Source organism: Pseudoalteromonas sp. 78C3, from assembly GCF_002836695.1.
GTDB classification, from domain to species: domain Bacteria; phylum Pseudomonadota; class Gammaproteobacteria; order Enterobacterales; family Alteromonadaceae; genus Pseudoalteromonas; species Pseudoalteromonas arctica.
This window is the reverse complement of sequence record NZ_PJAV01000133.1, coordinates 20,446-39,834: the sequence shown is the minus strand read 5'-3', so window position 1 is coordinate 39,834 and position 19,389 is coordinate 20,446. Positions and strand designations below refer to the sequence as shown.

Annotated in this window: 13 protein-coding genes; 12 read left to right on the top strand and 1 reads right to left on the bottom strand. The window is 38.1% G+C overall.

The window, feature by feature from the left end; translation table 11 throughout:
* Positions 1-238: 238 nt before the first annotated feature.
* Positions 239-3,106 carry a M16 family metallopeptidase gene (locus tag CXF76_RS07775; RefSeq protein ID WP_101163382.1) on the top strand — a complete coding sequence of 956 codons (2,868 nt, stop codon included), beginning with the start codon at positions 239-241 and terminating at the stop codon, positions 3,104-3,106.
* Between the two features lie 251 nt (positions 3,107-3,357).
* Positions 3,358-3,624 (top strand): DksA/TraR family C4-type zinc finger protein, encoded by a 267-nt coding sequence (locus CXF76_RS07770; protein WP_101163381.1) that lies wholly within the window; start codon positions 3,358-3,360, stop codon positions 3,622-3,624.
* Positions 3,625-3,908: 284 nt separating this feature from the next.
* On the opposite strand, the gene gloA is transcribed toward CXF76_RS07770, so the two are convergent.
* Positions 3,909-4,310, bottom strand: coding sequence for a lactoylglutathione lyase (gene gloA / locus CXF76_RS07765; protein WP_024591533.1), 402 nt, complete (start codon positions 4,308-4,310; stop codon positions 3,909-3,911).
* 647 nt (positions 4,311-4,957) lie between these two features.
* On the opposite strand from gloA, the gene CXF76_RS07760 reads away from it, so the two are divergent.
* From CXF76_RS07760 to CXF76_RS07715, 10 genes are all read left to right on the top strand, one after another.
* Entirely contained in the window at positions 4,958-5,836 is an 879-nt protein-coding gene (locus tag CXF76_RS07760; RefSeq protein WP_007585320.1) for an NAD(P)-dependent oxidoreductase, read from the top strand.
* Positions 5,837-5,984: 148 nt separating this feature from the next.
* Positions 5,985-8,243, top strand: coding sequence for a polysaccharide lyase 6 family protein (locus tag CXF76_RS07755; protein WP_024591532.1), 2,259 nt, complete (start codon positions 5,985-5,987; stop codon positions 8,241-8,243).
* 5 nt (positions 8,244-8,248) lie between these two features.
* Positions 8,249-10,459 carry a heparinase II/III domain-containing protein gene (locus CXF76_RS07750; RefSeq protein ID WP_024591531.1) on the top strand — a complete coding sequence of 737 codons (2,211 nt, stop codon included), beginning with the start codon at positions 8,249-8,251 and terminating at the stop codon, positions 10,457-10,459.
* 5 nt (positions 10,460-10,464) lie between these two features.
* The gene (locus CXF76_RS07745; protein WP_002962963.1) at positions 10,465-10,809 is read left to right on the top strand and encodes a cupin domain-containing protein; all 345 of its coding nucleotides are present in this window, start codon (positions 10,465-10,467) and stop codon (positions 10,807-10,809) included.
* Positions 10,810-10,811: 2 nt separating this feature from the next.
* Positions 10,812-12,119 (top strand): MFS transporter, encoded by a 1,308-nt coding sequence (locus CXF76_RS07740; protein WP_007585328.1) that lies wholly within the window; start codon positions 10,812-10,814, stop codon positions 12,117-12,119.
* 74 nt (positions 12,120-12,193) lie between these two features.
* Positions 12,194-13,126: a sugar kinase gene (locus tag CXF76_RS07735; protein WP_101163380.1), complete on the top strand. Its 933-nt coding sequence runs from the start codon at positions 12,194-12,196 to the stop codon at positions 13,124-13,126.
* 229 nt (positions 13,127-13,355) lie between these two features.
* Positions 13,356-13,973, top strand: coding sequence for a bifunctional 4-hydroxy-2-oxoglutarate aldolase/2-dehydro-3-deoxy-phosphogluconate aldolase (eda, locus tag CXF76_RS07730; protein ID WP_007585331.1), 618 nt, complete (start codon positions 13,356-13,358; stop codon positions 13,971-13,973).
* Positions 13,974-13,987: 14 nt separating this feature from the next.
* On the top strand, positions 13,988-15,070 hold the full coding sequence (gene fbaA, locus CXF76_RS07725; RefSeq protein ID WP_024591529.1) for a class II fructose-bisphosphate aldolase: 1,083 nt from the start codon (positions 13,988-13,990) through the stop codon (positions 15,068-15,070).
* A complete protein-coding gene (locus tag CXF76_RS07720; protein ID WP_010555334.1) occupies positions 15,067-16,029 on the top strand; it encodes a class 1 fructose-bisphosphatase in 963 nt (320 codons plus the stop codon). The genes fbaA and CXF76_RS07720 overlap by 4 nt, the downstream gene beginning before the upstream one ends.
* 462 nt (positions 16,030-16,491) lie before the next feature.
* Positions 16,492-19,224 carry a poly(beta-D-mannuronate) lyase gene (locus CXF76_RS07715; protein ID WP_101163379.1) on the top strand — a complete coding sequence of 911 codons (2,733 nt, stop codon included), beginning with the start codon at positions 16,492-16,494 and terminating at the stop codon, positions 19,222-19,224.
* Positions 19,225-19,389 lie beyond the last annotated feature (165 nt).

The following is a 19,389-nucleotide window of genomic DNA, read 5'->3' as shown; positions in this document are numbered from 1 at the left end:
TATATGCACGATGTTATTAAGAGTATCAATCTCTTAGCTATGTCATTTACTACTTAGATAGGGAAGTGCAGTGTTATTAGAATAAAACCACAAATTAATACCCTCATTTTACACTTCATTTTTATATCAATATATTTACACTTTGTTACAAAAGCAAACCCATAATCGCTCCATATTCCTTGTTGTACTTTTAATTAGTCTTTAAACTCATCGAGTTAATTTAAATATGGACTAAAAGATGAAACTCACAAAAATTGCACTCGCTGTTTTACTTGCATCAGGGTTAGCTGCATGTAATAGCTCAACTCAAGCTATTGATAAAAATATTGTTACAGAAACATCAATTCCTGGCGTTACACTTATTGAATCAGTGAAATCTAATGCAGGTGAAATCAACATACCGTATAAAAAATATAAACTAGATAACGGTTTAACTGTAATTGTGCATGAGGATCATTCAGATCCCTTAGTACACGTTGATGTAACATACCACGTTGGTTCTGCTCGCGAAGAGTTGGGTAAGTCAGGCTTTGCTCACTTTTTTGAGCATATGATGTTTCAAGGTTCAGAGAATGTTGCTGATGAGGAACATTTTAAAATAATATCTGAAGCAGGCGGTACTTTAAATGGTACAACTAACTCAGATAGAACAAATTATTTTGAAACAGTACCTGTAAATCAATTAGAAAAAATGTTGTGGCTAGAAGCTGATCGAATGGGCTTTTTACTCGATGCTGTAACCCAAGAAAAATTTGAAGTACAACGCGAAACAGTAAAAAATGAGCGCGGCCAACGTGTTGATAATCGCCCTTATGGTCGTTTAGGTGAACGTGTTGCTCAAGCGATGTATCCAGATGGTCATCCATATTCATGGCCAGTAATTGGTTTTATGGACGATCTTAATCGCGTAAATGTAAATGATTTAAAAGCATTCTTTTTAAAGTGGTATGGTCCTAATAATGCAACGCTTACTATTGGTGGCGATATCAACGCTAATGAAATACTGCCATTAGTTACTAAATACTTTGCACCAATTCCAAAAGGCCCTGAAATCCCTACAGTAGAAAAAACAGCGGTAACACTCAATGCTGACAGATATATTTCAATGGAAGATAAGGTACATTTACCTTTATTAAGTATGAGTTTCCCAACTACTTACGCTCGCTCTGAAGATGAAGCACCTCTTGATATACTTGCTGAAATATTAGGTGGTGGTAATAATTCACTACTATACAAAAACTTAGTTAAAACTCAACTTGCTGTTCAAGCAAGTGCAAATCATCCATGCCAAGAGTTAGCGTGTTCAATTAGTCTTTATGCTTTACCAAATCCTACAGCAGGGAAAACGTTAGCTGATATGGAAAAAATCATTCGTGATTCATTTGTTGAATTTGAAGAGCGTGGCGTTACACAAGATGATTTAGATAAAGTAAAAGCTAAAATAGAATCGGGTGCAATTTTTGGTCTGCAAAGCGTATCAGGAAAAGTCTCTCAACTAGCCGCGTCAGAAACGTTTACAGGTAACCCAAACTCAGCTAAAGATGAGATTGCACGTTATAACAAAGTTACAAAAGCTGATGTTATGCGTGTTTTTAATCAATATATCAAAGGTAAATCTGCCGTTATTATGAGTGTTGTGCCAGAAGGGCAAACTCAACTTATAGCTGCACCAGACAACTTTACGCCTAAATCGCATGATTTTGGAGGTCCATCTACAACTTCAGCTGATGATTTAGTGGCACGAAGAGCTGTTGATACATTTGATCGAAGTGCTCACCCAGAGGCCGGCGCAAATCCTGCTGTTGATGTTCCTACTCTTTGGCAAACTAAGACCGAAAACGGTATTAAAATATTAGGTACTCAAAGTACAGAAACGCCAACTACCGCTATTTTCATTAAAGTTCCGGGTGGCCTGTACAGTGAGCAAGCTAGTAAAGTGGGTTTATCATCAATAACTGCATCGTTAATGAGCGAGTCAACGCAAAACTACACTACAGAGCAGATGAGTAACGCGCTTGAAAAACTAGGTAGCCAGGTAAGTATCTACTCAGATAAAACACATACAAATGTGTATGTTTCTAGCTTAACCAAAAATGTAGATGCAACGCTAAAGCTTGTCGAAGAAAAGTTATTTAAACCAGCATTTAATGCCGATGACTTTGAGCGTAATAAAAAGCAAATCATTCAAAATATTCAACATTCAATGAAGGATGCTGGGTATTTAGCATCTAATACATATAGTAAATTACTATATGGCAACAATATAGCTGCACTTCCAAGTACTGGAACGCTTAATAGTATAGAGGCTATTACACTTGCTGACGTTAAAGCTTTTTATAACGCAAACTTTAAACCGCAGGGCGCTCAAGTAATTATTGTTTCTGATTTAAAAGAGTCAACAATTGAACCAAAAGTTAAAGCTACACTTACAAATTGGAAAGGTAAATCGAGCTTAGTAGCGGTTGATTTCAGTGAACCTAAAGTAGAAACTAATGTAATTTATTTGGTTGATAAACCAGACGCTCCTCAATCAGAAATTCGAATAGGTAAACGCGATATGGTTGAAGATATTACAGGTGAGTTCTTTAAAGCTAACTTGATGAACTTTGCACTGGGTGGCACGTTTAACAGCCGTATCAATCTAAATTTACGAGAAGATAAAGGCTACACTTACGGTGCTCGCTCTCGTTTCTGGGGTGATAAAACATCAGGTGGCTTTACCGCTTCTGCAGCGGTGAGAGCCGACTCTACTGCAGCGTCTATTACAGAGTTTACTAATGAGCTTAATAACTATGCTCAAAACGGTGTCACTGACGAAGAGCTTATGTTTATGCGTAAGGCTATCAATCAAAAAGATGCGCTTAAATACGAAACGCCTAATGCAAAACTTGGCTTTTTAGCACAAATATTAGAGTTCGATTTAAAACCTAGCTTTGTAAAAGAAAGAAATGAGATTGTTAGCAATATTAGCAAAGAAGAAGTTAACGCCTTAGCTAAAAAACACTTAAATACTAAAGACATGATTTATTTAGTAGTGGGTGATGCTAAAACGCTTCGCCCAGAGCTCGAAAAATTAGGTATGAAGGTTGTTGACTACAGTCTTTAATATTTAAATAAATCATTGAAATTATAAAGCAGCTTTTTTAGCTGCTTTTTTTTGCCTAATTGTAGAGTGTTGAACTTTTTGTGAGAAGTAGATTACAAGGAGCAACTACAGCACCTTTCCTTAAGATATAAAATATAGTTTCGTAGCTTAAGCCTTCAAAGAAGATCACATTCCTAGCTCTTTTATTCAGTACTTATAAAGATTCGATTTGGTAGCATAAATTTAAACATCCAACTTTATTAGGAGGATTTATGGCAAGTGGATGGGCACGAGACGGTGCAATTCAAGATCAAATTGATGCGAGTGTTAACGACGCCGTACAATATGCAAGAAGCAATTTAATATCTGGCGCAAGTGCAGAGTTATGTGACGAGTGCGACGAGAAAATCCCACAAGCACGAAGGATCGCGTTACCAGGAGTGCGTTATTGTGTTACATGCCAAGCTGCGATAGAAGGTAATGATGCTAGCGCTAAATCGTTTAATAGACGTGGCAGTAAAGATAGTCAGTTGCGTTAAAAAGGTGCTGAAAAGCACCTTTTTATTTAATACCAACCTGCATAAATATTTGAACAATTTATAAAATTAAATCCGTCCATAGTTATACCAACCAGCATAAATCTTTGATCAATTTAACGAATTAAATTGCACTATAACGTCGTTAAAAATTTTTTATTTAGAACAACTAGATACAAAAATTTTTGCCTAGTTCTAGCGTAATTTTCTTAACGTTAAATAGACCCCATATATAAGCAGATTGGCATTAAGCAAATTGTTATAACTTGAATTAGTTGGTAGGTAATTTAAAATTTACTCATGTCATCTTTTTTCTGAATTAGCTCAATTGCATAGCCATCAGGGTCTTTTACAAAAGCAATTTCAGTAGTGCCGCCTTTTACTGGTCCAGGTTCACGACTAACATTACCACCGGCTGCTCTAATATCAGCACAGGCCTTGTAAATATCATCAAACTCAATGGCAATATGACCATATCCATTACCCAGGTCGTAGCTATCTTCGTCCCAGTTATAAGTTAACTCTAATACTGTATTATCTGCTTCCTCGCCATATCCAATAAAAGCAAGAGTGTATCTGTATTCACTGTTATCAGCTCTGCGTAATTCTTTCATACCTAATACTTCAGTATAAAAAGCAATTGATTTGTCTAAATCCGCAACACGCAGCATAGTATGTAATAAACGCATTATTCAGTTCCTTTAGTGATTTTTCAAAGTTCAGTATATTTTTAACTAAGCGCTATTATTAGGCGCATTTTGTGGTTTTTATATGTATTAGCCATATATGTAGGCGTTACGTACAAATCACAACCTCAATACCATTTAGAGTTGGAAGCTGTTCACGTATGGTCTTTATAATTTTACCAATAACATCAACTGTAAATTACCAATTAATGAACTATTTTATTGAATTTTGCATATTTAAATAAAGAACACTCAATTATTGGTCAACCTATTAGTATAAAAAAAGTTACTGATTGTTCAACAAAAATTAACCTATGTCTGATTGGGTTTGTTATGTCTAACTATTTGTTTTTAATTGATATTAAATTTATTTGTATGTAATTTGTAAAAATACGGGATTTACTTGGTTAACTTATTGGTTGACAAAAAAGGCGTATGGTAATACAGTTTTTGCATACCAATTGGTAAGTTGCTTGGTTTGAGTGAATACAATGTATTGGTAATTAATCAGAGTTACGTTTTGCACAGGTTAATTTATAAATAACTCAAGCTTAAAGTTACTCTACAAATTGAAACAAAGACACAGCGTATTTTAAAGTAGATTTTACTTGTTCTTATAAAAGTATGCGCCACATATTTAGGAGTTATTCATGTCAAAACCAGTCATCGGTTTCATCGGCTTAGGCTTAATGGGCGGCAACATGGCCGAAAATTTACAAAACAAAGGCTATGAGCTAATTGTTATGGACCTTAGCAAAGATGCGGTTGCAGCATGTGTCGCTAGAGGCGCAAAAACAGCAAGCACTGCTAAAGAGCTAGCTGAAGGTTCAGATATTGTTATGTTTTGTCTTACAACTTCTGCCGTTGTAGAAAAAATCATTTATGCAGAAGACGGTATCCTAGCGGGTATTAAAGAAGGTGCAGTACTAGTTGATTTTGGTACTTCTATTCCATCATCTACTAAAAAAATTGGTGCTGATTTAGCAGCTAAAGGCGCAGGCATGATTGATGCTCCTCTTGGTCGTACACCAGCACATGCTAAAGACGGCCTTTTAAACATCATGGCTGCAGGCGATATTGATACATTCAATAAAGTTAAACCAGTACTAGAAGATCAAGGTGAAAACGTTTTCCATCTTGGCGAGCTAGGTGCAGGTCATACAACTAAGCTTATCAACAACTTCATGGGCATGACTACAGTATGTGCTATGTCACAAGCATTTGCAGTTGCAGAGCTTGCCGGTGTTGACCGTCAACAACTTTTTGACATTATGTCGACTGGTCCATCTAACTCACCGTTTATGCAATTTTGTAAAAACTATGCAGTTGATAATGTTAGCGACCTTGGTTTCTCGATTGCTAATGCAAACAAAGATTTAGGCTACTTCCTACAAATGGTAGAAGACCTAGGTACTGAATCAAAAATCGCTGAAGGTTCATCAGCTAACCTACAAGCAGCGTTTGACGCTGGTATGGGTCAAGGTAACGTTCCTGAAATTTTTGATTATTTCAAAAAGCTAGAAAAGTAATACTTCTCGACCTTATTGAGCGCTTTAAGCTTTTAGCTTAAGGCGCTTTAACACACATGACACCAATTGACTAAAGTCTTTGTGCAATGTCAGCTTTTTTAAATTCTGATGAAGCACTACTTTCAGTCACAACGAAAAAGAGTTAACTATGCGTTTGATTAACACAATAAAGCTTAGTCTAGTTCTCATCGGTTGCATATCCACACAAATAGCGGCCAAAGATTATTTTGTAGAAAGTAAACAAGCTTTTAATGATATCGCAGCTAATCTAGTTGCTGGCGACAAAGTAGTACTTAAAAATGGTACTTGGTCTGACTTCGAAATCCTACTTGAAGGCCAAGGTACAAAAAACTCTCCTATTTTATTGACCGCTGAAACTAACGGTAAAGTAATTTTATCGGGTCAATCGAACCTAAGACTTGCAGGTAAATACCTTGAAGCCTCAGGTTTAGTATTTAAAGACGGCTACACACCGAGCTCAGCTGTAATAGAGTTTCGTAAAAATAAAAATGAATTAGCCTACAATTCACGAGTTACTCAAACAGTAATCGATAATTACAGTAATCCAGACAAACGAGAGTCTGATTATTGGGTTGCATTATATGGACAACATAACCGCTTTGATCATAGCCATTTAGTTGGCAAACGAAATAAAGGTGTGACAGTTGCTGTTCGTTTAAACACTCAAGCAAGTCAGGAAAACTATCACCGCATAGACAACAACTATTTTGGCTACCGTCCAACTTTTGGTTCAAACGGTGGTGAAACCCTGCGTATTGGCACCAGCCATTACTCATTAACTGATTCGCATACATTGGTAGAAAATAACTATTTTGAACGCACCAATGGTGAAGTAGAAATTGTGTCGGTTAAGTCAGGTAAAAACATCCTTCGTAATAACGTATTTTATGAAGCGCGCGGTACATTAACGCTGCGCCATGGTAACGGTAACCTTATAGAAGAAAATATTTTTATTGGTAATGGTGTTGACCACACAGGTGGTATTCGCGTTATCAATAAAGACCAAATTGTAAGAAATAACTACCTACAAGGTCTAACAGGGTATCGTTTTGGCAGTGGTTTTACTGTGATGAACGGCGTACCAAATTCATCTATAAATCGTTATCACCAAGTTGAAAATGCGACAATTGAAAACAACACATTTATAAATGTGCGTCATATTCAACTTGCCGCTGGTAGCGATGCTGAGCGTAGCGCTGCACCTAAAGATAGCGTAATGAAAAACAACTTAATCATAAATCAAGATGGTGAACAGCCATTTACAACATTTGATGATGTAAGCGGGCTGGTACTAAGTAACAACATTGCTGATACAAAAGTACTTTCTGAGCTAACGTACGGTGTAAAAAAAGAAAAAATCACGCTTAAAAAAGCAAGTAATGGTCTACTTTACCCAACATCTAAAAGTTTAAATGTAGGTGCAAAGCGCGATTTAAAAGTACTTAAAAAAGAAGATACCGGTGTTAGCTGGTATGCAAAAGTACCTGCTTTAGTTGATTTTGATTCTGGTAAGACACATTCTGTTAAAGCTGATGTAAGTGCATTACTAGACGCTATTGATAATGCCGAGTCGGGCGATGTTCTAGAACTAGCGCCTGGCCAGTATGATGTTTCTAAACTGGTTAAAATTGATAAAACGTTGACAATTAAAGCAAAGCAGAACACAAAGTCTAAACTTACTTTTCAACGCTCTACCTTGTTTGAAATACATGATGGCGGCAGCTTAAAACTAGATGGTTTATCTATTTCAGGTGAAAACGCGCCAGATGCAATAGGTAACAGCATTGTTCGTACGCAAAAATGGGGTATGGTTGATAATTACCGCTTTGTAATGACCAACTCAGAGTTAAATGCTTTAGATATTAATCATTCATTTCATTTCTTTATCACTGGTAAAGGTGCAATGGCTGACGAAATTATTATTACAGGTAATACCTTTAATACAGTAACAGGTGACATTTTACGTCTAAATACTGAAATTGAAGACTTAGGTGTTTATAACGCGGAATACGTTATTATAAATAATAATACATTTAATGATGTGCAAGGTGGTGTACTTAAGCTTTACCGTGGTGGTACTGATGAAAGTACATTTGGCCCTCATTTTGAAATGACAAATAACACGCTTAATAACGTTGGCCTTGGTAAGCGTAACAAAGAGCAAGCGAGCATTTATGTTCACGGTGTTCAGGTTACTAATATCAAAGATAATAAATTTGTTAAATCTGCTCCTATTGTTGTAGAGCACACAGTAGGCGAGCCTAAAACTGAAATCTCAGACAATACATTTGATGCAACCAAAGCACCAAGTGTTAAAGAGTTAAGAGTTAAAGGCCCACATACAGCAGTATTAAAAAATAACAACATTTTAAATAAGGCAGGGTAAATACTATGTACTTATTAAAATGCCAAACAGGTTTTAAAATAGCGGCTGTAGCAGCACTTACATTACTTACATCATTGGGTGCTCATGCAGCGCACCCAAACTTAGTAATTACTACTGATGACGTAAGTCATATGCGCCAAGCAATAGGCAGCGAAGGTAAATTTTCTACTGCGTTTGAGCTATTAAAAGCGCAAGTAGACGAACAAATAGCTCAACCAATTGCGGTACCTGTACCAAAAGATGGTGGTGGTGGTTATACACATGAACGCCACAAAAAAAATTATCAGCTTATGTATAACGCAGGCATCATTTATCAACTAAGCCAAGATGATAAATATGCAAATTACGTGCGTGATATGTTGCTTGAGTATGCAAAATTATACCCAACGCTTGGTCTGCATCCAAAACGTAAAATGGACTCGCAAAATCCAGGTAAGTTTTTTTGGCAAAGCCTAAATGAAGCAATGTGGCTTGTGTACACAATACAAGCTTATGATCTAATTCATGACTCGTTAAATGCCGATAACATTAAAACAATCGAGGATGACTTACTACGTCCTGTTTCGTTGTTCACATCAGTAGGCCAACCCTCTACATTTAATAAAGTACATAACCATGGAACATGGGCAACAGCGGGTGTTGGCATGGCAGGGTATGTATTAGGTGAACCTGAGTGGGTAGAAAAATCATTATACGATTTAGAAAAGTCGGGTAAAGGTGGCTTTATTAAGCAGCTAGAAATGCTGTTTTCACCACAAGGTTACTATAACGAAGGTCCTTACTATCAACGCTTTGCACTATTACCCTTTGTAACGTTTGCTAAAGCGATTGAAAACAACGAACCACAACGAAAAATCTTTGAATATCGTGATGGCATATTATTAAAAGCGATTGATACGACGATTCAACTTAGCTACAACGGTTTGTTTTTTCCAATTAACGATGCAATAAAAAGTAAAGGTATCGATACTATTGAGTTAGTTAATGGTGTAACTGCAGCGTATGGATTAACTAACGACGCAGGCTACCTTGATATTGCTAAGCAACAAGACCAAATAATTCTCTCTGGTGATGGACTAAAAGTAGCTCAAGCACTTGATAACAACATGGCAAAACCTTATTCGTTTAAATCTGTTGCCTTCGGCGATGGTAATGACGGTAAACAAGGTGCTCTAGTTGTAATGAGAACGCAGGTAGGTGGCGATCAAGCTCTACTATTTAAACCTGCTGCACAAGGCTTAGGTCACGGTCATTTTGATAAACTAACATGGCAGTTTTACGACCACGGTAATGAAATTGTATCTGATTATGGCGCAGCACGTTTTTTAAATGTAGAAGCTAAATACGGCGGTCGTTATTTACCTGAAAACGAAACTTACGCTAAACACACTGTTGCGCACAATACGGTAGTGGTTGACGAAACAACGCATTTTAATGCAAATGTTGAAGTAGGAAATAGTAATTACCCTACACTTAACTTTTTCGAAACGAATGAATACGGCACGGTTTCAAGCGGCGAAATAAGCACAGCTTATAAAGGCGTTGATCTTGAGCGTACGCTTGCACTTATTAACTTACCTGAACTACAAAGTACAGTTGCACTTGATATATTTGATGTTGCAGCAAATAAAGCACATCAGCTTGATTTGCCTTTGCATTATAAAGGTCAGCTTATAGATACCAGCTTTGAGCTAAAAGCGAATGCAACACAACTGTCTGCATTAGGTACTAAAAATGGCTACCAGCATCTATGGCTTAAAGCTCAAGCGCAACCTCAAAGTGGTTTAGCTAAAGTAACGTGGTTAAACGAAAATGGTCGCTTTTATACGCAAACGAGTTTGGTGAAAGGTGATGAGTCTTTCTTGTTTACTCAAATAGGCGCAAACGACCCTGATTTTAACTTACGCAACGAAAACGGTTTTATTCGTCGTGTTGAGGGTCAAAAGCATCATAAATTTATATCTGTATTAGAGCCTCACGGTGAATACAATCCAAGTAAAGAATATACGTTAGAAGCTGTTAGTAGAGTTACAAAGCTTGAATATAGTCAGCAGGGCGATTTAACACTTGTTGAACTTGATATTAAAGGCAAGTCATATTTAGTGGCTATTAATAAAGCACCAACCTCAGCTAAAAATACATTCAATTATCAAAATAAAGAGTTCACTTTAAATGGCCGATTAGGCGTTTATATGATGAACAATAATCAGGAGTAAATAGGATGCAAAAGCAAAGCGCAAACTTTTCATTTGGCAACGAGACTGAAATTGAAGATTTAGGAAATGGTCTAAAACGTCAAATGCTAGGTTACAACGAAGAGCTAATGGCTGTTAAAATTTGGTTTGAGAAAGGGGCTATTGGCTATAACCATGCTCACAGACATTCTCAAGTAACGTATGTTGTTGAAGGTGAATTTCACTTTAACATTGATGGCGTAACTAAAATCTTAAAACCGGGTGATAGCTGCTTAATCCCACCATTTGCTGATCATGGAGCTACCTGCCCAACAGGCGGAATCCTGATTGATACCTTTAGCCCAGCGCGTGAAGACTTTCTTGAGGATTAATTATGCAACTTAAAGGCTTACGTTGGTGGGTTATAGCGCTAATTGCGCTAGCTACCATTATTAACTATATCGACCGTCAAGCACTTAGCGTGCTTTGGCCTGATATTGTTGAAGATTTATTCCCTGATGAATCAGCATTAGAACGCAAACAAATATACGCTAATATTTCAATTGTGTTTGTATTTGCTTATGCATTTGGTCAGGCCATATTTGGTAAAATATTTGACTGGGTGGGAACACGCTTCGGTTTTGTTTTATCGATAGGTGTTTGGTCTATTGCAACCGTTGCCCATGCATTTGCACAAGGTGTACTTAGCCTTAGTATTTTTCGCGCAATCTTAGGTGTAGCCGAAGCTGGTAACTGGCCGGGCGCAGCTAAAGGTAATGCTGAATGGTTTCCTACTAAAGAGCGCGCCTTAGCACAGGGTATTTTTAACTCTGGCGCTGCTATCGGCGGTATTATTGCGATTCCTTTAATTGCATACTTAACTATCTACTTTAGCTGGCAAATGGTGTTTGTTTTTGTTGGTGTATTAGGTTTTCTTTGGTTAGTGCCTTGGTTAATTTTAGTTAAAGCGCCGCCTAGCTCTCACCCTTGGCTTACTGCCGAAGAACGTGAATATATCTTAACAGGTCAAAGACGTGTTGATGATAATGGCGATGTGACTGGCGAAGATGAAGAAGAATATAACCCGTCTACTGCTGAGTTACTCTCTCGCAAACAAAGCTGGGGTGTAATTATTGCCTCTGCTGCGATTGACCCTATTTGGTGGTTATTTGTTTTTTGGATACCTATTTACCTAAACGAAGTATACGGCATGGATGTTAAGTCTATTGGTATATACGGTTGGGTTCCTTATGTTGGCGCTATGTTTGGTGCATGGTTTGGTGGCTTACTGGCACAAAATCGACTTAAAGCCGGATGGAACACTGATAAAACACGTAAGTTAACTATTACGCTAGGCTGTTTAATTATGCTACCTGCGTTACTTGCAATGGCAAATCCAGGCGGACCAACGACAGCGGTACTAATTATGGCTGTTATTTTATTTGGTTTTCAAACTGCAATTGGTAATGTGCAAACACTACCAAGTGATTTGTTAGGCAAAAAAGCTGTAGGTACATTATCAGGTTTCTCTGGTATGGCGGCAAAACTTGGTGCTGTAGGCCTTACATCGCTTGTGCCTATTCTTACTGCTGATGGTAACTATACACCAGCATTTGTTATTGGTGCTTCTTTAGCCATTATAGCAATGGCCGCTGTTTGGATTTTAATTCCAAAAATAGAACCTCTTAAAAAGCCTCAATAATCTAGATAATAACTGCTATGCCAACATGTTTTGTATAAGCGCATAGCAGTTAACTACATAGGGTAACTTCCAAGATGAAAAATATTTACTTTATCGGTGAATGCATGGTCGAGCTTAGGGCTATGAGCGCGGCAACACTACACCAATCATTTGCAGGCGATGTTTATAATTCTGCAGTGTATTTAAAGCGTTGCTTCCCACAGGTTACTACTTCGGTTGTTACGGCTTTAGGTCAAGATAATTTAAGTAAAAAAATGCTAGAACGCTTTGAAAGTGAACAAATAAATACACAACTCGTATTTGCTCACGATACCAAAGTACCTGGCATGTATTACATAGAAACCGATGAGCATGGTGAGCGTAGCTTTATTTATTGGCGTAATGATTCTGCAGCTAAAAAGGTTGTTGATTTTTTAGATGCTGATGCACTCGAGCAGCTTAGCCAAGGTGATATGTTTTTCTTTTCAGGAATTTCATTAGCAATAATTGAAGAAAGTGCACGTGAGCATTTTTGGAAAGTTGTAGAGCAGCTCAAAGATGCTGGGGTTAAAATAGTTTTTGATCCTAACTACAGAGCGCGTTTGTGGAATAGTGTAGAGGAAACTAAAGAGCAATATCATTTAGCCTTTACGCTTGCAGATATTACCCTACCTGGCGTTGAAGATTTAACAACACTTTATGACGTTCATAGCGTAGAAGCGGTTGTTGAATATTTAAAACCTTACCAAATTGAAGAAATTGTTGTTAAAAATGGCCCTGAATCGGTAGTGACAAAAGAGGGCAATATTCTTCAAAGCCACACTATAATACCGGTAACAAATGTTGTAGATACGACATCCGCAGGCGATGCTTTTAACGGTGTTTACTTAGGTGCTCGTTTATCTGATAAACCAATTTCGAGTGCTGTACAACTTGCTGCAAAAGCCGCCGGTGCGGTTATACAACAGCCAGGCGCTATTGCTCCAAAAGATATATTTCAGCTAGCAATGGTTGAAGCTGGTACCTGATACCAATTTTATTAAAAACATGATCACCTTAGCGTATTAAATAACTCACTAACTACGTTAAAAATTATTTATATAGAACAACTATGTATCATAATTTTAGCCTTGTTATTGAGCTATTTTCTTGTCGCTATAATAGCTCATTAATTTAATGCAATTGGTATAACAAAATAATTAAACATTAAAGGCCGCCATACCTCGGCCGCATTACTTTTTATAAAGGAACAACGTTATGACTCGCTTTTCTGAACTTATGTCAGGACAAACACTGCTACCTATAATTCAAGCTGATACGCCAGAGCAAGGTGTTCAAATAGCGAAAGCTATGGCTAACGCTGGCCTTACTTTAGTTGAAGTAGTACTAAGAACAGAGGCTTCTTTAGAAGCATTAAAAGCTATTAAGGCACAAGTGCCAGAGCTAAAAGTCGGTGCGGGTACAGTCATAAATACTGACATTTTAGAGCAAGCACTTGAAGCGGGTTCTGACTTTATTGTAACGCCAGCGGTTTCTCCTGCGCTACTTACTGCTCTTGCTAAATGTAATGTGCCGGTACTTCCTGGTGTATCAAACACAGGTGATATTTTAATGGCACTTGAATATGGCTTTGAAGAGCAAAAATTATTCCCGGCTTCGCTTGCCGGAGGAGCACCTTTTGTATCAGCTGTGTCGTCAGTATTTAGAGCAGTCAGCTTTTGCCCTACAGGCGGCGTTAGCGAAAGTAACAAAATGGACTATCTTTCTTTAAATAATGTATTCGCCGTTGGCGGTACTTGGATAGCGAAAAAAGAGTGGGTTGAACAAGAAAATTGGCAAGCAATTACTGATTCTTGTATCCAGGCTTTAAAATAGAAAGGATTTCATAAATGAATTATTTAGCCCCAACAATACTGCCAGGCGTAATCGTTGGCGATGAAGTAAGTGCTGTGTATGAACATGCGCGTACTAATCAATATGCGTTGCCAGCGGTAAATGTTGTTAGTACAACATCTATAAATGCGACGCTAGAAGCTGCTAAAAAGAAAAACTCGCCCGTTATTATTCAGCTTTCTAATGGTGGAGCTCAATTTTTTTGTGGTAAAAGCTTATCTTTACCGGAGCAACAATCAGCAGTGCTTGGGGCGGTAAGTGCTGCAAGATATGTACATTCAGTGGCAGCACATTATGAAGTAGCAGTGATGCTTCATACTGATCACGCAGCTAAAAAGCTACTACCTTGGATTGATGGTTTGCTTGATGAAGGTGAAAGACACTTTGAACTGACTGGCAAACCACTGTTTAGCTCGCATATGATTGATTTGTCAGAAGAGCCTTTAGAAGAAAATATCGAAATTTGTGAACGTTACTTAACGCGTATGGCAAAAATAGGTATGACGCTTGAAATTGAGCTTGGCTGCACGGGCGGCGAAGAAGACGGTGTTGATAACTCACACCTAGACAGCTCTTCTTTATACACTCAGCCTGAAGATGTTGCATTTGCTTACGAACGTTTAAGTCGTATTAGCCCTAACTTTATAATTGCAGCGTCTTTTGGCAATGTTCACGGTGTATATAAGCCGGGTAACGTTGTTCTTACACCAACTATTTTAAAAGATTCACAAGCTTACGTATCAGAAAAATTTAATCTACCAAGCAACTCAATTAACTTTGTGTTTCATGGTGGTAGTGGTTCTGAGTACGATAAAATTGCAGAGTCTTTAACCTATGGTGTAGTTAAAATGAATATTGATACCGATACGCAGTGGGCGTGTTGGACAGGTATTTTAGACTACTACAAAGGTAACCAAGCATACCTACAAGAGCAAATTGGTAACCCTGATGGGGATGATAAGCCAAACAAAAAATATTATGACCCTCGCGTATGGTTGCGTCATTCAGAGCAAAGTATGGTTGCAAGACTAGAGCAATGCTTTGACGATCTAAATTGTGTAAATAGGTATAGCGCATGAAAAGACTAAATACAGTATTAAAAGAAGACGGTGTAGATACCGATCTTATTTTACTTATTCGCACAATTTTAGCGACCAGTAAAGAAATTGCTTTTCGAGTAAGCCAAGGTGAATTAGCCGGTGTTTTAGGTTCAACATTGAATGAAAACATCCAAGGTGAAGTTCAGAAAAAGCTAGATGTAATCGCAAACCAACTACTTAAAGACATCCTACTTGACGACAGCAGCGTACGATCAGTTGCATCAGAGGAAGAAGATCATGCGGTAGGTGGCCACCCTGAAGGTAAGTTTATTGTTGCTTTTGACCCACTAGATGGCTCTTCTAATATTGATGTTAATGGGCAAATAGGCACTATATTTACTATTTACTTAGCCCGTGATGATGTTGCCTTCGACAGCGACGAGCAATTTAGTCAGCCTGGTGTAAATCAAGTATGTGCAGGCTATGTGTTATACGGCCCTTCATCATTACTTGTAATGAGTACTGGCGGTCCAACGCGTTGTTATACATTAGACTCAACGCATGGCGGTTATCTACTGACAAATAAGCAGTTAAGTGTGCCAGAGCAGAGTCGTGAATTTGCCGTTAATATGGCTAACTACCGTTATTGGGACGAACCGACACAAGTGTATTTTGATAAATTGCTTTACACCTGTGAAAGCTTTGAAAAAAGCTCAATGCGTTGGAATGCAGCGATGGTAGGCGACGTTCATCGTATATTATGCCGAGGCGGGTTATTTTTGTATCCGCAAGATAAACGCAGTGGTAACGATAACGGAAAAATAAGACTGCTTTATGAGGCAAACCCGTTGGCACTTTTAGTTGAAAACGCAGGTGGTAAAGCAACCTCTAGAGGAACGCGTATTTTAGATATTGCGCCAACTAGCTTGCATCAACGTGTGCCTGTTGCTTTGGGCTCAAATGAGCCTGTAGAGTTTTATAATAACGCTATTTTATAAACCAGTACTTAATAAAAAAGGGGCAAAAAATAGCCCCTTTCTTTACCCTTATTTTTCATTCTCTCTGTAAATAATCCTTTTTATACAAACTCACTTCATTTCTTAATTTTTTTATAGTCTTCAAATAAGAATACTTCATATATATTAAATAAATCTGATTTACTTAACCCCATGTAAAACCAATTTTTTACTCTAAGGTTATGTATTTTCGCAGTAATTGTGCACGATTGAATTCAATTTTTGACCTGGGATAACAGTGCAGGGTTAACTTTATGTTTATTTATTGTTATTTAATTAGGTGGGTATAGTGGAAAAAGTTATTTTATTATGGTTATATTACCAAGTTGGTTAACAATTTATTTGCAATTTAAATGAATTTGGTAATAAACGCATGATTTATTTGGTAACACACACAATAGATAACCAAATATTAAAACCATAAATTTGGAGAATAGAGCCACCATGAAATTAAAACATTTTGCGCTATGCGCTATTGCAGCTGCAATAGTTGGTTGTGACACAAACTCAAACAACAATGACAACAACTTGGGCTCTATTGCTCTTAGTGGAACTGTTACAAGCGGACAAACATTAACAGCTGAAGTTAGTGACCCTGATGGTATCTCAGGTGACGTGACTTACTATTGGTATGCAGATGGTGAGGCAATTACAGGTGCAAATAGCGCTTCGTTTACACTGACTGACGATCAGATAGGGTTACCAATTACAGTTCAAGGGCTTTATACCGATGATGGCGGTATCAATGAATCGCATATTACAGCTCCAACCGCAGATGTTGCCGCAATCGCATTCCCTGCAAGTTTAACTATTACGGGCGACGCTCTAGTTGGTTCGCAACTAACAGCCAATGTAGCTGACGAAAATGGCTTTGATGGCGATACAGTAACTTATAAATGGTTTGCTGATGACATAGAGATTGCAGATGAAGCACTTTTAACGCTCACGTTAACAGACGCACAGTTTGGTACAGTTATAACAGTTAGTGCATCTTTTGAAGATAGCCGTGGGTTTAACGAGTCTGTGACTTCAACGGGTACAGAGGTTGTAGCACGAACAAACTCAGAAGGCGAAGTTACAATTAGTGGCACGCCAACCGTTGGTAATATATTAACAGCAGAAATTAATGATACCGACGGGGCAACAGGAGATATTACTTACCAATGGCTTGCTGACGCACAAGAGATAGATGGCGCAACACAAAGCACCTTTACAGTTGATGCATCACTTTTAGGTCAAAAGATAAGTGTTCAAGTTGCTTACACAGATGATAATGGATTTATCGAGGATAATACATCAGAGGAAACAATTGCTGTTTCTGCTGTTGCGGTTGACGAAGCCGGTAGCGTCGCCATTATGGGCGTAGCGCCTTATTTGACAAGTGGCGAGTTAACCGCTGAGATAACTGATAACAACGGTGTTGAAGAGGCAAACGTTACTTATACTTGGTCTGCTGATGGCGTTGAAGTAGCCGACAGTAATAGTAAAACATTTACACCTTCTGCTTACGCTGGCTCAATAATGTCGGTAAAAGCTACGTATACAGATAACGATGGTTTTGCGAGTGAGGTTACAAACTCACTTGATACATTAGTTTACACACAATTAGTTAGTAACCCTGAAGCACTCCTTGGTGCTTTAAGCGGCGGTTTAGCTGATGGTGATGTTATTGGCTTAAACACCGGTGTTTATGCTGATATGGACGCAGTTTTATTAACCAGTGCAGTAACGCTTCGCGCTGTAGAAGGTCAAACTCCTGTACTTAGCGGTGAAGTATGTGTGCATGTAGCTGCTGGAGTAGATGGCGCTGGATTAACAGGGCTTACCTTTAAGAATATAGATACTAAAGCGGGTGCATTTTGTGAAACCGAAGAAGGTGCTGTTATTTACTCAGAAGGGGATAACTTTACTTTTTCGCAAAACACGATGGATGGAGAAGAAGCTACACTCAATAACTCTGAATACCATTGGCTGATGATAAAAGGTCAAAGTGCGTTGGTTGAGCGAAATACATTCTCTAATCGAAATGTAGCAGAAAAAGGGTCTGTGATAAAAATATCATCATCAAGCTCTGATCACGTTATTCAATATAATTTATTTAGTGACAGTGATAATCCAAACTTTGGTCAATCAAGTTTATATTTAATCAATGCAGGTAGCACAACGGGTAGCGGTGCAGCTGATAACGCAAACTTTACTATTCAGTATAACCGCGTAGAAAACTTTGTAACAGGTCGTCGTTTAATGCGTGTACAAACTTCTGGTGCAACCATCAAAGGCAATACAATCGTGAATCCTAATGGTGGTATTTCACTAGAAGATGGTGGCTTCAACAGTGTTACAGATAACGTTATTATTCGAACTACCGATATTGCAAGCTCTGATGATCGCCCAGCGGGTATATTAATTACACCACTTGGTCACACCGTAAGTAACAACTACATTGCAGGTATTCGTTCTGGTAATAAAGAAGCGGGCGGTATTGTATTTACGGCAAATCCATTTTCGCAAGCTGACGGCGGTGTGCCAAACTCGGGTAACCAAGCTGTACTTGATGCGGCTGGCGACTTTACACTAAATGTAACAAATAATACAGTTTTGAATTCAAAGCAACCTATTGTATTTAGTACAGAAATAGGCTTTAAAGCACCAACAAGTGATTGTGATGAGTTAACCGCAGCGAATGCGCCGGTACTATACGGCCTAACCAAAAATGCGTTTGTTATAAACTTTAATGGAAATTTAATTGCAAACGGTTTAGGCGATCAAACAGACGCAGATACAATAAACAGCAGTGCTACAACTCAAGGCCTATTTTACCCAAATACACTTGATAGTGACCATGCTTTTGAATATGACTGTGACTTAATTAATCATGATAGCTCGCTGCTAAGTAACAACTTTGGTTATATGGATAGTCGAGTATCAGGCGATGCAAGCGGTGACTGGGTTGAAATTAGAAAACTAAATGGTAATGGCGCATTCGATACTGATGGTGCAATTGACCAAGACCCAGCAACTAACGGTAAAGAAGTGCTTGAGTACGTTACAGCAGCAAGTACGTTATTAGAAACTGACCCTGCAGGCCTTCAGGCAGAGGCAGGTGCTAAAGGTCTTCATTATATTCAATCATCTGAAGTAGGTGTTGGATCTACATGGAAAATACAAAACGATTAAGTAACCAATTAATCAGTTAACTTTTAAAAGCCCCAAATTTGGGGCTTTTTTATTATTTATTAATAATCACCACACTTTTCTCAACCTACATTACCCATTTATAAACTAGTTTAGAGCGGTTTATATTCTAGTAAAAAACCTGCCTGACCTACTGGTAATGCCGCT

What these genes read in the sequence shown, in the direction of transcription:
- CXF76_RS07715 (WP_101163379.1), top strand. Translation starts at nt 16,492, where the DNA reads ATGAAATTAAAACATTTTGCGCTATGCGCTATTGCAGCTGCAATAGTT.
- CXF76_RS07735 (WP_101163380.1), top strand. Translation starts at nt 12,194, where the DNA reads ATGAAAAATATTTACTTTATCGGTGAATGCATGGTCGAGCTTAGGGCT.
- fbaA (WP_024591529.1), top strand. Translation starts at nt 13,988, where the DNA reads ATGAATTATTTAGCCCCAACAATACTGCCAGGCGTAATCGTTGGCGAT.
- gloA (WP_024591533.1), bottom strand. Translation starts at nt 4,310, where the DNA reads ATGCGTTTATTACATACTATGCTGCGTGTTGCGGATTTAGACAAATCA.
- CXF76_RS07760 (WP_007585320.1), top strand. Translation starts at nt 4,958, where the DNA reads ATGTCAAAACCAGTCATCGGTTTCATCGGCTTAGGCTTAATGGGCGGC.
- CXF76_RS07755 (WP_024591532.1), top strand. Translation starts at nt 5,985, where the DNA reads ATGCGTTTGATTAACACAATAAAGCTTAGTCTAGTTCTCATCGGTTGC.
- CXF76_RS07775 (WP_101163382.1), top strand. Translation starts at nt 239, where the DNA reads ATGAAACTCACAAAAATTGCACTCGCTGTTTTACTTGCATCAGGGTTA.
- CXF76_RS07770 (WP_101163381.1), top strand. Translation starts at nt 3,358, where the DNA reads ATGGCAAGTGGATGGGCACGAGACGGTGCAATTCAAGATCAAATTGAT.
- eda (WP_007585331.1), top strand. Translation starts at nt 13,356, where the DNA reads ATGACTCGCTTTTCTGAACTTATGTCAGGACAAACACTGCTACCTATA.
- CXF76_RS07740 (WP_007585328.1), top strand. Translation starts at nt 10,812, where the DNA reads ATGCAACTTAAAGGCTTACGTTGGTGGGTTATAGCGCTAATTGCGCTA.
- CXF76_RS07745 (WP_002962963.1), top strand. Translation starts at nt 10,465, where the DNA reads ATGCAAAAGCAAAGCGCAAACTTTTCATTTGGCAACGAGACTGAAATT.
- CXF76_RS07750 (WP_024591531.1), top strand. Translation starts at nt 8,249, where the DNA reads ATGTACTTATTAAAATGCCAAACAGGTTTTAAAATAGCGGCTGTAGCA.
- CXF76_RS07720 (WP_010555334.1), top strand. Translation starts at nt 15,067, where the DNA reads ATGAAAAGACTAAATACAGTATTAAAAGAAGACGGTGTAGATACCGAT.